This is a genomic window from Amycolatopsis rubida, from assembly GCF_900115345.1.
GTDB lineage: Bacteria > Actinomycetota > Actinomycetes > Mycobacteriales > Pseudonocardiaceae > Amycolatopsis > Amycolatopsis rubida.
In genome coordinates this window covers 87,805-102,538 of sequence record NZ_FOWC01000019.1, presented here as the reverse complement: position 1 = coordinate 102,538, position 14,734 = coordinate 87,805, and the positions used below count along the sequence as shown (strand labels likewise).

Below are 14,734 nucleotides of genomic sequence, written 5' to 3'. Positions count from 1 at the left end.
CGCTCCTTTCAGTCGGCGGCGCGCGGCAGCGGCGCCGCCGGAGTGCCGAGAACGTGGTCGACGGCCCGGTCCAGCTGGCCGAGCAGGCGGTCCATCGCCGCGTCGGGGATTTCGGGCCGGGCGTAGTCGAAAACGGCGACCATGTCGTCGCCGAGTTCGCCGAGGTGGACGTCGAGCAGCACGCCGTCGTCCGTTCCGGCGTGGGGGCCGCCCGCCGGGCCGAGCAGGTCGGCCTCGCGGAACAGTTCGATCGACACTCCGAGCGGGCCCGGCGTTTCCCCGCTCCGGGTCCGGACGCTGCGCGGCGGGTTGCGGCAGAAGTGCACGGTGACATTCCACAGCTCGGCGGCGCGCGGGGCGGTCAGCGCACCGGTGCGCACGCCGTGCTCGACCAGCTGCCGGTAGGGCAGGTAGTGCACCACCGAGTCCAGGAAGCCCGTCTGGGCGCGCATCAGGACGTCGGGGAACGCCGGGTCCGCCAGTCCGTCGAGGTCGACCCGGAAGGCCAGCCGGTCGGTGAGCGGGCCGAGGACCTGGCCCAGTCCGAAATAGTCCCGCAGGTCGAACTCGCAGCCGAACCCGGAACTGCCCGGCCTGCCCCGCGTGTGCAGGCACCAGGCCAGCAGCGCGACGAAGGTGAGCGAGCCGTTCGCGCCGAGCGGGCCGCTCGTGCCGGTGAGCGCCGTCCAGCGGTCCCCGGCGATCCGCAGCCGCCTGCGCCCGGCCGGGCCGGACGTGTCCGGGCCGCCGAAACCCCCGGTGCGGTAGCGCGGGAACTCCCGGCTCCACCACCGCCGCCGCGACTCGTGCGCGCGGGCGGTGCCGACCGGGTCGAAGCCAGCCGCATCGGCGCGACCGCGATACGCGCTGGGGCGGAACCTGCCGAAGTACGCCTGCCAGACCGCCCCGAGCACCGCGTACACCGAGCGGATGTCGAGCAGGTCCGACGCCGCGACCAGGCCGAGCACGTGCCGGTCCTCGGCGAGCCGCAGCCAGTGGAAACCGTTGCGCGGAAGGGGATCGCCCGCTGCGCGGCGATCGCGCTCCGCCAGCAACGCGGCCACGCACGCCGTCTCCGGGTCGCCCGCCGGAAGGTCGTCCGGGACGTGCAGCCGAGGACCGTCGCCCGGTCCGGCGGACAGCAGCGCCGCGGACACCTCGCGTACCGCCGCGGCGAGCCGCCCGGTGTCGACTTCGCCGTCCACTCGCAGCGCCCGGACCTGGTACTGCGCCGGAGAGTCGCGATCCTCCGCCGGCCGAACCGGGACCGGGCCGCCCGCCGTCACCGGTCCGCTCCGTCCCGGACGGCGGACCAGGACAGCGGACCGGCCATGCCGACCGCCACTTCGCGCGCACCCGTGTAGGGCTCGCGGCCGTGCGCGGCGAGGAGGTTGTCCACCACGAGGACGTCTCCCCGCTGCCACGGCGTCGCGACCAGCTCCGCGGCGTAGGCCGCCCGCAGCTCGTCCATGACCTCGGCCGGGATCGGGGCGCCGTCGCCGTAATAGGCGTTCGCCGGGAGGTCCGCTTCGGCGACCTGCTTCCTGATCTCGGCGCCGACCTCGCCCGGCAGGCTGCTGGCGTGGAAGAAGACCGCGTGGTTGAACCACACTCGCTCCCCGGTGCCCGGATGCACGGCGACCGCGGGCCGGACCTGGCTGGTCCGGAGCCGGTCGCCCGCTCCCCACTCGAAGTCGATGCCCTGTTCCCGGCAATGCCGTTCGGCCTGGGTCCGCTGCCGGGTCTGGAACGCCTCCTGCCACGACAGGCCGAGGCCGGTCCCGTAGTTCCGGACGTAGCGCACTCCGCGGCGGGCGAACCCGGCCAGCACCTCGGGCCGGATCCGGGCCAGCACCCGGCGGGTGTCGGCCAGCGGCGTGGCGCCGCCGCCGTCGGCGGCGCGCAGGCAGCAGAACACCAGCCGCCGCGGGAACTCGCGCTGGTAGGAGTTTTCGTTGTGCAGCAGGATCGGCTGGTCCGCCGGGTGGTCGGTGGCGGTGTAGATCCGGTCGCCGAGTTCGGTTCGCGGGGAGGACCGCTCCCGGTACGGGCTCGGCGTTCCGGCGAGCGCCCGCAGCACCGCGCCGAAGCCTTCGAGGCGGACGCCGAATCCGCGGAACAGCACCGCGCCGTGCACGTCGAGCCAGGCTCGCACGGTGTCCTCCGCGCCGGAGGCCCAGCGTCCGAGATCGGTCCCGGCTTCCCCGGCCAGCACTCGCGCCGGCAGCGTCGCGCCGTCCGGCGGCCCGATCGGGCGCACCCCGCCGCCGGGCCCGGACGGCGCCCGGCGCCGCAGCCCGGCCCGAGGCCCGCTCGCGCGCGGCGTCACGGCCGTTCCCCGGTCCCGGGGCGCAACCTGCCGGTGAGATCCGGGACCTGCCTGCTTCCGGCCCCGCCCGCCGCGGGCGCGGGCACTCGCGCCGGCAGCGTCGCGCCGTCCGGCGGCCCGATCGGGCGCACCCCGCCGCCGGGCCCGGACGGCACCCGGCGCCGCAGCCCGGCCCGAGGCCCGCTCGCGCGCGGCGTCACGGCCGTTCCCCGGTCCCGGGGCGCAACCTGCCGGTAAGATCCGGGACCTGCCTGCCTCCGGCCCCGCCCGCCGCGGGCGCGGGCACTCCGCCGAGCAGGGCGTGCACGAACCGGTCGTCCGGGCGCAGCCGCAACGGCGCGGTCAGCTCGGCGGGATCGAGCGTCCCGACCGGACAGAGCCCGAGCCCGGCCTCCCCGGCGACCGACATCAGCAGCTGCGCCATCGCTCCCGCCTCGAAAACCGAGAAATCCCAAGCCAGTTCGCCGTAGAGCGGGGTGATCGCGTCCATCCGGCTGATCAGGTAGAGCACGAAGGCGGACTCGGCGAGCGCCGCCCGGTTGACCTCGGCGTGCGCGGCGGCGGGCACCCCGGCTCCGGGACCGACCGGCACCAGTTCCGCGCGGGCGGGGTCGAGGTAGTAGACGCCCGCGCCGAGATCGGCGACCCGTCCGGGCGCGACGTCGAGATACGCGCCCAGCGGATACGCGCTGCCCGCCGAGGGATACCAGTACTTCGTCTCGCCCGCGTCCTCGGTGGTCCGCAGCGCGCCGAGCAGGACCGCGAGGTCCGCCAAAGCGACCGGCTCGGCCGAGAAACGCCGGTGGCTGCGGCGTTCGCGCGCCCGGGGGTCCGCCGAGCCGCCGAGCACGATCCCGGCCGTCCCGGCGTATTCCGCGCGGATGCCGGCGTGCGCGTCCTTGAACGCCTGGCGCTCCGCCAGGCCCAGGAGCAGGTCCCCGGCGGGAGGGCCGGACGGCCGGGGGTCGGCGACGGTGGCCAGATGCGGGCCGATCAGCACCGCGACCGACGGGAACCGCAGCAGTTCTTCCACGGCCACGCCGATTCCGAGTTCGTCCTCGACCACGGTGGCCAGCCGGACCAGCTCGACCGACGTCGCGCCGAGGTCGACGAGGTTCATGTCCGGCTCGATGTCGGCGACCCCGAGCACCCGGCAGGCGATCGCCGTCGCCGCGGCGAGCAGGTCTTCGCCGGCGCCCGCCGCCGGGGAGGCCGCCGCGGGAGGAGGCGGGGCCGGGCGGTCCAGCGCGGCCAGCGCGGTCCGGTCCACGCGGCCGTCCGGGGTGAGCGGGAAAGCGTCGAGGATCGCGATCCGGCCGGGCAGCAGGTACGGCGAAACCTTGCGGCGCAACTGGTCGAGCAGCTCGGGACCGGCGACGTCCGCGCCGGGCCGCAGCCGGGCGAACCCGATCGACGCGCTCTCCCCGGCCGTCGTGACCACCGCCGCGGCGTGCACCCCGGGCAGCCCGGCCAGCGCCACCTCGGCGTCGTGGACGTGCAGCCGCCTCCCGTGCACCGTCAGCTGCGCGGATTCGTCGCCGACGATCTCCACCACGCCCTCCGGCAGCACGCGGCCGAACTGGGCGGTGCGCAGCAACGGTTCGCCGGTCTCCGGATGGGTCGGCGGAGCGGTCACGGCCTCGGCCGCGAGTCCGCCGTAGTGCACCTGCCCGGTGACCCAGGCCGGGCAGACGCCGCCGTTCTCGCCCAGCACGTGGATCCGCTGGTTGCGCATCGGCCTGCCGATCGGCACGGTGGGCGTCTCCGGTTCCGCCGCGGCCGATTCGTGGCAGGCGGCCCACGGTCCGTGCTCCCCGGCGGCGGACAGGTTCGCGACGACGAGGTCCGGGCCGCTCAGCGCCCGCAGCCGCCGGACGAGAGAGCCGGGAAGCCGTTCCCCGCTCAGCAGCACCAGCCGCACCGGCTCCGGCAGCCGTTCCTCCCGCCGTTCCGCTTCGGTGACGAGGAGGTCGAGCAGCGTCGGCGTGGAATGCCACACGCTGACGCGTTCGCGGGCCAGCACCTCCAGCCAGGCGGCGGGGTTTCGCAGGTCGATGTCCTCGCCGAAGACCAGGGCGGCTCCGGTCAGCAGGCCCAGCGAGGTCTCCAGGACGCCTCGTCCGCTGGCGATCGGGGTCAGCGCGATCATCCGGTCGGCCTCGCCGATTCCGAACCGGCCGGCCAGATCGGCGGCCAGGTTGAGCAGATCCCGGTGCCGCAGCACGGCACCGTCGCCGAGCACGCACGCGGCCGCGTGCCCGTCGGGGCCTCCCGGTCCCGGAACGAACGACGCTTCGGGGAGGCCGTCGATCGCCACCGCGCCGAGGTGTTCCGGCCAGCGGAGCCGGTCGAACAGCCACGACTGCGAGACGACGACGGACGCACCTTCCCGCTCGGCCCGCCGCCACCGCACAGTCTGGGCCGCGCCGGGATCCACCGGCAGCGCCGCCGCGCCCGCCCGCAGGATGCCCAGCAAGCCGATCACCTGCCCGGCTCCCGGCTCCGCGCACAATACGACCCGGTCCCCCGCTCGCACCGCCCGGTTCCGCAAGGCGGCGGCCACGCGATCGGCCGCCGAGAGCAGTTCGGCGCGGGTCAATCCGCGCGCCGGTTCCCGTGCGGCGAGAGCGTCGCCGTGCGCGTCCGCGAGCGCGGCCACCGCGTCCGGCAGGGCGCCGTCCGGGACGTCGCCGGTCAGCTCGTTCATGCTCCGCAACAGTTCCCGCTGATCGGCGGGGAGCAGCGAAAGCCTCTGTTCGGCCATACTCATGCCGGGTCACCTCCAGATCGCACGGCCGTCGCGGCGACGTCGTCGAGTACCGTGTTGAACGCGTCGAACATGGTTTCCACCAGGCCGGGCGGGAACGCCTCTTCGACGAAATCCCAGGTGCAGACCAGCTTTCCGGCCTGCTCGCCGACCTGGTGGTCGAGCAGCACCTGCGGGGTCTGGCTCACCGCGTACACCGTTCTGGCGCGCCACGCCGGGGCCGCCGGGGCCGGGAGCGCGCCGTCGGAGAGCAAGGTGCTGGTGAAGACCACCGGCATCATCGCCTCGTCCCGGCGGGCCGGATCGCGGCGCAGCATGCGGAGCACCTCCACGCCGGTGACCAGGCGGTGCTCCAGATCCCGCCAGAGCCGGTCCTGCAGCCGCTTCGCCCGCTCCGGGAACGGGGAATCGCCCGAGACGTCCACGGCGAGCAGCGTCGTGGTGGTGAAGTCGCCGACCAGCGCGTCCACTCCGGGATGCAGCGGCAGCCGGTTGAACGTGGTGACGTTGAGCGTGAACCGCGGGCTGTCGCTCCAGACGGCGAGCACGTCGCTGAACGCGGCGCAGACCGCCGCGGACGCAGTGAGCCCGGCCGAAGCCGCCCACCCGCGCACCGCGCGCCACGCGTCCGGCGCGAGTTCGGTGTGCAGGCGGCGGAATCGCGGGCTGCCGAGGTCTTCCGGCCGCCGCAGCAGCGGCAGGCCGGGCGCGGCGGGCAGTTCGGCGAGCCGGCCCGCCCAGTAGCTGCGGGCCTGGCGATGCCGAGCGCTCCCCTTGAGCCGCTCGACGCCCAGCACGTAGTCGCGGAAGGTGCAGCCCGGCTCGGGCAGCGCGACGGCGGGATCGTGGTAGAGCGCCATCAGCTCGCCGGTGAGGATCCGGGTGCTGTGCGCGTCGGCGATCAGCAGGTCGACGCTCAGGTGCAGCCGGGTGACGAGATCGTCCACGCGATGCGCCCGCAGGTCGAACAACGGCCATCGGGCGGCGTCGGGGACCTGGTGCGACATCTCCGCGCGCACGGCGGCGAGCCGGTCCGCCGCGGCCTCCGGCGTCCGGTCGCGCAGATCCGCGGTCGCGATCCGGTAGCCGGGGACGGAGGACAGCACCTGCTGGTAGCCGTCCCGCCGGACGACGGTGCGCAGTGCGTCGTGCCGGTCGACGAGCAGCCGCAGGGCTTGCTCCAGCCGGGCGAGGTCGAGGTCCTCGACGTCGAGTTCCAGGTAGCTGTGCGTGGCCACGCCGCCGAGACCGAGACCGGCGCGGCGGCCCAGCCAGTACGCCTGCTGGAGATCGGTCAGCGGGAACGGTTCCGTGCGGTCTTGCGGGCACGGAACCAGCGCCGCCGGGAGGTCCGGCTCGGGGTCGGCGGCGGCCTGCGCCTCGGCCACCGCGGCGGCGAGCGCGGCCACGGTGGGGTCGCCGAACAGCCGGGGCAGCCGGATCCGGACGCCGAGCGCCTCCTGGAGTTTCGTGATCAACCGGATCGCTTCCAGCGACGTGCCGCCGAGGGCGAAGAAGTCGTCGTCGGGCCGGACGACGGGCACGGACAACAGGTCCGCCCAGATCGCGGCGAGCTGCTCGCTCAGCTCCGCGAAGCGCGCCGGGTCCGCCGCCGGAGTGTCTGCTGTGGACTTCGCGCGAGCGGGCGTGCGGGAACGCAGCGCGGACCGGTCGACTTTTCCGTTGGCGGTCAGCGGAATCCGGTCCAGCCGCACGAACAGCGACGGAACCATGTACCCGGGCAGGAGATCGCCGAGTCCCTCGCGCAAGGCCGCCGGTTCCGGCGCCGGTTCGCGCTCCGGCACGAAGAAAGCGACCAGCCGCCGCTCCGTCCCCGGTTCCCCGGCCGCGATCACCGCGGCGGCCCGGACCCCGGGCAGGCTCTGCACGCCCGCCTCGACCTCGCCGAGTTCGATCCGGTAGCCGCTGATCTTCACCTGGCCGTCCTCCCGGCCGAGGAACTCCAGGTTCCCGTCCGGCCGGTGCCGGGCGAGGTCGCCGGTCCGGTAGAGCCGTCCGCCGGTCGCGGGGTCCGGCGGGAACCGGAACCTCGTCTGCTCCTCGTCGCGCCAGTACCCGAGCGCCACGCCCCGGCCGCCGATGTACAGCTCGCCCGCCACCCAGTCCGGAACCGGCCGCAGGCGGTCGTCGAGCACCCGGATCGACTGGCCGGGCATCGGGACGCCGTACGGGACGCTGGGCCAGTCGCGGCCGGTCTCGCCGACCGGGTGCCAGACCGACCAGATCGACCCCTCGGTCGCGCCGCCGAGGCTGAGCACCTCCGCGCCGGGAGCGAGCGCGCGGATCCGGTCCGGCAGCGCGGTCGGGATCCAGTCGCCGGACAGCAGCACCAGCCGCAGCGTGGAGAGCGCGTCCGGGGCGAGCGGACTGGCGTGTCCGGCGAGCACCTCGGCCAGCGCGGGCACCGAGTTCCACACGGTGATCCGCTCGCGCCGGACGAGTTCGGCCCAGTGCGCGGGCTCGCGCCGCCGTCCGTGCTCGGGCAGCACCACCGTGCCCCCGGCGGCCAGCAGGCCGAACAGGTCGTAGACGGCGAGGTCGAAGCTGAGCGAGGACACGGCGAGGACCCGGTCGCGCGGCCCGACCCCGAAGCGGGCGTTGACCGCGTCCACGGTGCCGGACGCGCCGCGATGGTCGATCATCACGCCCTTGGGCGTTCCGGTGGAGCCCGAGGTGAAGATGACGTACGCGAGATCAGCGGGATCGACGGGCACTCGCGGCGGTTCGTCGGACGGGTCGAGGTCCGCGGGACGGTCGACCGCCACCACGCGCACGTCCGGCAGTTCCGGCGCCGCGTCCGCCTGGGTCAGCACGGTGCGCAGTTCCCCGCGCGCGATCAGGTGCCGCAGCCGTTCGCGGGGCAGGTCGGGATCCAGCGGCAGGAACGCCATCCCGGCCTCCAGCACCCCGAGCACGGCGACCGCCTGCGGCCAGCCCTTGGGAGCGGCGATCCCGACCAGCGTGTCCCGGCCGCCCCGCAGCAGCGTGCGCGCGACCCGGTGCGCGCGACTGGCCAGCTCGCCGTAGGTCATCCGGGTCTCGCCGTGGACCAGCGCGACCCGCTCCGGGTGTTCCCCGGCGACGCGGAACACCGGTTCGTGCAGGCAGCGCGGCGGCGCACCGGGGCCCGCCGCGACGGCCGCGCGCACCGCCCGCTGCGCGTCGGGAAGGCCGGCCTCCCCGGGGCGGCCCGCGGCCAGCCCGGCGAGGAAGCGCTGGTACGCCTCGAACATCCCGTCGACCACGCCGGGGCGGAACAGCTCGTCGACCGCGTCCCAGTTGAACACCAGCGCGCCGCGCTGTTCGCTGACCTGGTGGTCCAGGTGCACCTGCGGGGTCTGGGTGATCCCGTACTCCAGCTCGCCGAACACCGGGTCCCCGTCCGCGCCGCCGCCGGACCCCACCGGCAGGTTCGACGTGAACACCACCGGGGTGAGCAGTCCGGGCGGCCAGCCGCGGCTCCGGTTCCGCTCGCGCATCACCTCGACCCCGCTGACCTGCGCGTGGTCCAGGTCGTCCCAGAGCAGCCGCTGCACCGCGCGCGCACGGTCCGCGAAGGACTCAGCGGTGCGGTGGTCGACCTCGAACACCGACAGCGAGGTGAAATCGCCGACCAGCGCGCCGACTTCGGGATGCACCGGTTCGCGCCGGAAGACGGTGAGCATCAGGCTGTAGTGCGCGCTCCTGCTCCACCGCGTGACGATCTCGGCGAAGGCGGCCAGCAGCAGGGCCGACGGGGTCAGGCCGTGTTCGGCGGCGGTCGCTTTCAGCACCGCCCAGTCGCGCGGTTCCAGCCGTCCCGAACGTCGCACGAAGCGGGGCTGGTCGACGGTCTCCGGCGCGGCGGCCGTCGGAAGCTCCGGCCCGGCGGGCAGGTCGTCCAGCCGGTTTCGCCAGTACGCCAGCGCTTTCCGGTGCGCGGGCTCGCCGCGGCGGCGCTCGGCGGCCAGCACGTAGTCGCGGAACGTCAGGTTCAGCGGCGGGCGGGACTTCCCCGCGTAACGATCCGCCAGTTCGGTCATCACCAGGCCGAAGCTGTAGGCGTCGCAAATCAGCGCGTCGACGCTGAGGTGCACCAGCGCGGCGTCGCCGGGCAGCAGGGAGAGCCGGACCTCGAACAGCGGCCACCGGCCGGCGGGCAGGACCTGGTGGGACAGCTCCTCGCGCCAGCGGATCAGCCGCTCGCGGCGCCGGGGCCCGGTGTCCTGCCGCAGGTCCTGGCATTCGACCCGGTAGCGGGGCACCTGCGCCAGCACCCGCTGCGTCCCGTCGGCGGACACGACGGCGCGCAGCATCGGATGCTGCGCGATCACTTCGTTCAGCGCGGTCTCGAACCGGGCGGGGTCGAGCCGGGTCGCGGTCAGTTCCAGGTAGGCGTGGGTGGCGACCTTGCCGAGCGCGAACTCGGCGTCGCGGCCCGCCAGGTAGGCGCGCTGGATGTCGGTGAGCGGGAACGGCTCGTGCTGGGCGGCCTGGTCCGGCACCGCCCGGATCGTCTCCCGCGGGGCCGCCGTGCTCCGTTCCAGCCGTGCGGCCAGCGCGGCGGCTGTCGGCGCGGCGACGAGATCGCCCAGTCCGACCGCGACGCCCAGCCGTTCGCGCAGCACCGTCGCCACGTGCGCGGCGAGCAGGGAATGACCGCCCAGCAGGAAGAAATCGTCGGAGAGCGCCGGGCGCCCGGCGGCGGGCAGCACCTCGGCGAAGACGTCGAGCACGACGGCCTCGGTCGGCGTGAGCGCCTCGTCGCGCGGCCGTTCTTCCGGTGTCCGGCCGGGTTCGGGGAGCCGCAAACGGTCCACCTTGCCGCTCGGGTTCAGCGGCAGCGAGGGAAGCGGGGTGACGGTCGCGGGCAGCGCGTACACCGGAAGCTGGCTTCGCAGGAGAGCGGTCAAGTCGCCGGGAATCTCGGACACCGGCGCCACGTACGCGGCGAGCGCGGGATCGCCGGCGACGTCGCGATGGATGACGACGGCGGCCTCCCGGATGTCCGGGTGCCGCAGCAGCGCGTGTTCCACCTCGCCGGGTTCTACGCGGTGTCCCCGGATCTGCACCTGTGCGTCGAGCCTGCCGAGGTAGCCGAGCGTGCCGTCCGAACGGCGGCGGACCTCGTCGCCGGTGCGGAACCAGCGTTGCCCCGGAGCCGCCTTTCCCGGCACCGGAAGGAAACGCGCGGCCGTCTCGGCGGGACGCCGGTGGTAGCCGAGAGCCAGCCCGGCGCCTCCGACATGAAGTTCTCCGGTCCCCAGAGCGGGCACGGGGTCGCCGTGCGGGGTCAGCACCTGCGTGACCACGCCGTCGATGGCGGTGCCGATCGGAACTGCGGCCGGGTCGCCGCCGGGTTCCGTTTCGTGCCCGGTCGCGTCCGCCGCGACCTCGGCGCATCCGTAGAGGTTGAGCAGCCGCCGTCCCGGCAGCCGCCGGTGGAACCGCTCGGCGAGCCCGGTGCCGAGCGTTTCGCCGCTGCTGACCCAGGTGTGCAACCGGGGCAGTTCGCGGGACAGCTCCGGCCGGTCGTCGAGGAGGATGCGCAGCAGCGCCGGAACGGCCACCAGCCGGGTCACCCGCCGGGCGGCGAGCGCGGCGACCAGTCCGGCCGGGTCCGCGGCGTCCTCGGCGCTCACCAGGACCAGCGGCACGCCGGACAGCAGCGGGCCGAAGACCTCCCAGATCGCGTCGACGAAGCCGGGAGACGTTCTCGCCGCCCAGACTTCCGTCTCCCCCGCCGGATAGGCCCGGCTCGTCCACCGGAACCGGTTCGCCAGGCCGCGATGCGTGCCGAGCACGCCCTTGGGCTCGCCGGTCGAGCCGGAGGTGTAAACCAGGTAGGCCACCGAATCGCGGTGCACGGGCCGGGAGAGCCGGTGCGCGGGACCGGACGCGAGCCGGTCTCCCAGCTCGTCCGTCAGCCACAGTGGACTGTCCACTGTGGAGCATTTAGCGCGGAGCGCGGCGGTGGCGAGCACGCACGCGGGCCGCGCGTCGGAGAGGATCCGGCGCACCCGATCCGCGGGCTGATCCGGGTCGAGTGCCACGAAAGCTGCTCCCGCTTTGAGCACCGCGAGCATCGCGAGCACCGATTCGGCCGAACGCGGCAGACAGCAGGCCACGCGGTCGCCCGGGCGCACGCCGTGCTCGGCGAGCAGTCTCGCGAGCCGGTTCGCCCGCTGGTCCAGCGTCCGGTAGGTGACCGTGCGCGCGCCGTCCACGAGCGCGACCGCGTCCGGGGTGCGGTCCACCTGGTTTTCGACCAGGGCGGCCACGCTTTCGGTGCGGTCTGCCGGCCACGCGGGCGGGGCGAGCGATGCGGCCAGCAGCTCGGCTCCGGTCCGGCTGGCGTCCCGCGCGGCACCGGCGAGCACGGTGCGCAGGTGCCCGGCGAACAGCCGGATCGTGGCCTCAGCGAACAGGTCGACGTCGTACTGGAAGGAGATCCGGATCCCGCCGTCCCGTTCCCAGATCTCCACCAGCAGGTCGAACTGGGCGGCGCCGAGTTCGACGTCTTCCCGCTCCGCGGTCAGGCCCGGCAGGTCGAGGGACGGGTGCGGCTGCTGGGCCACGCAGAGCACGCGGACCGGCTGGCCGCCGCCGCCCGCTTCCCGGTGCAGTTCCAGCAGTTTCTCGTAAGGCAGCTCCTGGTGCGCCAGGCTCTGCCGCACCGATTCCCTTACCCCGAACCAGGTTTCCCGGAAACTGCGGCCGTCCGCGACGGTCAGCCGCAGCAGCACGACGTTGACGAAATACCCGACGAGGCGCTCGAACTCCGGCCGGTCGCGCCCGGACACGAGAGTGCCGACCGCGAGTTCGGACTGGCCGGTCGTCGCGCGCAGCACCACCGCCAGCGCGGTCAGCACCAGCATGAACAGCGAACCGCCGGTCCGCTCGCGCAGTTCGCCGAGCGCGGCGGCCAGTCCCGGGCCGAGTTCGACGCTGAAGCTGGCTCCCGCTCCGCGGCTGGCCGCCGGACGCGGGCGGTCGGTCGGCAGCTCGGTCCGCGGCAGGCTCGCGATCCGCTCGCGCCAGAAAGCGGCCAGCTCCGCGAACTCCGGTCCCTCGGCCCGCTCCCGTTGCCGGGCGGCGTAATCGCGGTAACCGACGGCGGGGGCCCGCAGGCGTACCGGCCGCCCGGCCGCGAGGTCCCGGTAGCAGGCGGAAAGATCCGCCGCGAGCACGCCGTTGGACCAGCCGTCGGTGACCGCGTGGTGGACGGCCAGCAGGACCAGGTGGTCCGCCGGGCCGAGCCGGAACACCACGGTCCGGAGCAGCGGCCCGCGGCCCAGGTCGAACCCGCGTCGGGTCTCGGCGCGCACGAGCCGGTCGAGCAGCTCCCCGGCCTCGCTCAGCGGCGCGAGATCGACAAGGCGGAAGGGGACCGCGACCCGTTCGGCGACCTCGCTGGCCAACGTCCCGTCCTCGGCCTGGATCAGGGTGGTGCGCAAGGATTCCTGGCACCGCACGACCGCGTCGACCGCCGCGCGCAGTGCGACCGCGTTGAGCGGGCCGCGCAGCCGCACGGCGGTGGCGTAGGTGTAGGCGCCCGGAGCGAGTTCGCCGAGCACCCACATCCGTTCCTGCCCGAAGGACGGCCGCGCCGGGCCAGCGGTGCCGGTCAGCGCGTCCGCCGCCAGTCCCTCGCGAAGGACTCGCTCGAACACGGCCCGGCCTTCCGGGGGCAGCGCGGCGATCCGCCGTTCCAGGTCGGCGTCCGCCGTCCCGGCGAGCAGGTCGTCCACGCGCGGCTCAGTCATGACCGGCCCCCACGGTCTGCCCGGCGTCGGCGGTCATCCCGAATTCGGCGGTGAGCACGCTCGTTCCGGCCACCAGGTGCAGCAGGCGGTCGCTGCCCGTCCGCGGCTCGGCCAGGAGCCGCCGCACCGCCGCCGGATCGAAGAAAGGGTTGTCGCGCAGGGCCGAATCAGCGTCCAGCGCGCGAAGGAAACCGCGCAGCCCGGCCTCGGGCGGAGCGAAGAAGCCGCGTTTGCCGCCCGTGTAAACCTCTTCGGACAGATCGTCCCGCGCGGCTTCGCGGAGCACGTGCTTGGTGCGGCCTTCCGGCGAGTACCAGGAAAGCGCCGCGCTCCGGGCGACCGCGAACAGGCGGTGGTCGAAGAACGGCAGCCGGACCTCGACCGCGTGCGCGGCGTCCAGCCGTTCCGCGGCGAGGATGTAGTTGGCCAGCCAGCTCTTGGCGAACAGGTAGATCGACTGGTGCAGCGGCGCGCGCCCGGCGAGCTGAGCGCGCGACTGGTCGAGGAGCGGGCCGCCGGCGTCGGTCTCGTCGAGGAGCCGGGCGAATCCGGGACGCAGCAGGGACCGCGCCGGGGCCAGCACGGCGAGGTGCCGCTCGGTGATCCAGTTCGGCAGGAAGCCGATCCGGTCCAGCACGGCGCGCAGGTGCCGGGGCGCGCCGAACTCGGCGAGCTTCCGGTAGCCCGCCCTGGCCCGTTCCAGCGCCGCGGGATCCTGGCTCAGCGCCAGATCCCGCTGGAACTGCGGGTACCCGGCGAACAGCTCGTCCCCGCCCTCCCCGGCGAGCGCGGCCTTGAACCCGCGGGCGCGGATCGCGGCGCTGTGCCGGAATCTCGCCACGCCGTGCGAGTTCTCCTGCACCATCTCCCCCGCCCGGAGCGTGGCGGCCAGGTGCTCGGCGAACGACGCCGGATCGAGGTCGACGCGGTGGTTCGGCACGCCGAGCCGGGCCGCGGTGCGCGCCGCGACCGGGCTTTCGTCCAGCGCGACGTCGGCGAAGCGGACGGTGAAGGTGGTGACCGCCGCGTGCCGGGCGGCCGCCGCGGTCATCGCCGAGGAGTCGATGCCGCCGCTGAGGTGGCAGGCCAGCGGCACGTCGGCGACGGTGCGCAGCCGCACGGCTTCGTCCAGCCCCGCCCGGACCTCGGCGACGTGCTCGGCGAGCGACTTCCCCGGCCGGGCCAGTTCCGCGGCCGTCGGGTAGTCCAAGTCCCAGTACCGGTGGACGGCGATCCCGCCCGCGCTCGCCCGCAGGAAACAGCCGGGCGGGAGCTGCCGGACCCCGGCGAACAGCGTCCGGTCCGGGGGCAGCGCCAGTTGCAGGTGCGCGGCGAACGCGCCCAGATCCCACCTCGCCGGGACACCGCAGGCCAGCAGCGCTTTGATCTCCGAAGCCAGGTACAGCCTGCCGCCCAGCTCGGCGTAGTAGAGCGGTTTGACGCCGAACCGGTCCCGCGCCGCGAACAGTTCCCCCCGGCGTTCGTCCCACAGCGCGAAGGCGAACTCGCCGCGGAGTTCGGCCAGCGCGCGGCACCCGTCCCGCTGGTAGAGGCGCAGGGCGAGTTCGCTGTCGCCCTCGGTCCGGCAGGGGTGTCCCGTCCGGGCGAGTTCGCGGCGGAGCCGCCGGTAGTCGTAGAACTCGCCGTTGACCACGACCTGGGTCTCGCCGGACTCGTCGCCGATCGGCTGGGCGCTGCCCGCCGGGTCGACCACCGCGAGCCGGGTGTGGCCGAGCACCGCCCGCCCGGACGGCGCGGCCCAGACACCGGCTCCGTCCGGTCCCCGGGGCCGCAGCACCGCCATCGCCGGAGCCACGACGGAGGCCGAAAGGCCGCCGCCCGCGAAAACGCCGATGATTCCGCACATCCCGG

Annotated in this window: 6 protein-coding genes; all 6 read right to left on the bottom strand. The window is 74.7% G+C overall.

Annotation, left to right across the window (positions count from 1 at the left end):
• Positions 1 to 8: 8 nt before the first annotated feature.
• The 6 genes from BM362_RS40920 to asnB are packed head-to-tail and all read right to left on the bottom strand — an operon-like array spanning position 9 to position 14,729.
• Positions 9 to 1,286 carry a condensation domain-containing protein gene (locus BM362_RS40920; RefSeq protein WP_093576802.1) on the bottom strand — a complete coding sequence of 426 codons (1,278 nt, stop codon included), beginning with the start codon at positions 1,284 to 1,286 and terminating at the stop codon, positions 9 to 11.
• Complete coding sequence (locus tag BM362_RS40915; RefSeq protein WP_093576801.1) at positions 1,283 to 2,329, bottom strand: TauD/TfdA family dioxygenase; 1,047 nt, start codon at positions 2,327 to 2,329, stop codon at positions 1,283 to 1,285. The genes BM362_RS40920 and BM362_RS40915 overlap by 4 nt, the downstream gene beginning before the upstream one ends.
• Entirely contained in the window at positions 2,326 to 2,529 is a 204-nt protein-coding gene (locus BM362_RS40910; RefSeq protein ID WP_093576800.1) for a hypothetical protein, read from the bottom strand. Before BM362_RS40910 ends, BM362_RS40915 begins: the two co-directional genes overlap by 4 nt.
• Complete coding sequence (locus tag BM362_RS40905) at positions 2,526 to 5,099, bottom strand: AMP-binding protein (RefSeq protein WP_093576799.1); 2,574 nt, start codon at positions 5,097 to 5,099, stop codon at positions 2,526 to 2,528. Before BM362_RS40905 ends, BM362_RS40910 begins: the two co-directional genes overlap by 4 nt.
• Positions 5,096 to 12,862, bottom strand: coding sequence for a non-ribosomal peptide synthetase (locus BM362_RS40900; protein WP_093576798.1), 7,767 nt, complete (start codon positions 12,860 to 12,862; stop codon positions 5,096 to 5,098). Before BM362_RS40900 ends, BM362_RS40905 begins: the two co-directional genes overlap by 4 nt.
• The gene (gene asnB / locus BM362_RS40895) at positions 12,855 to 14,729 is read right to left on the bottom strand and encodes an asparagine synthase (glutamine-hydrolyzing) (RefSeq protein WP_093576836.1); all 1,875 of its coding nucleotides are present in this window, start codon (positions 14,727 to 14,729) and stop codon (positions 12,855 to 12,857) included. The genes BM362_RS40900 and asnB overlap by 8 nt, the downstream gene beginning before the upstream one ends.
• Positions 14,730 to 14,734 lie beyond the last annotated feature (5 nt).

Bases quoted from the DNA above. Each gene is read 5' to 3' on its own strand.
- asnB (WP_093576836.1), bottom strand. From the start codon at position 14,729: ATGTGCGGAATCATCGGCGTTTTCGCGGGCGGCGGCCTTTCGGCCTCC.
- BM362_RS40905 (WP_093576799.1), bottom strand. From the start codon at position 5,099: ATGAGTATGGCCGAACAGAGGCTTTCGCTGCTCCCCGCCGATCAGCGG.
- BM362_RS40900 (WP_093576798.1), bottom strand. From the start codon at position 12,862: ATGACTGAGCCGCGCGTGGACGACCTGCTCGCCGGGACGGCGGACGCC.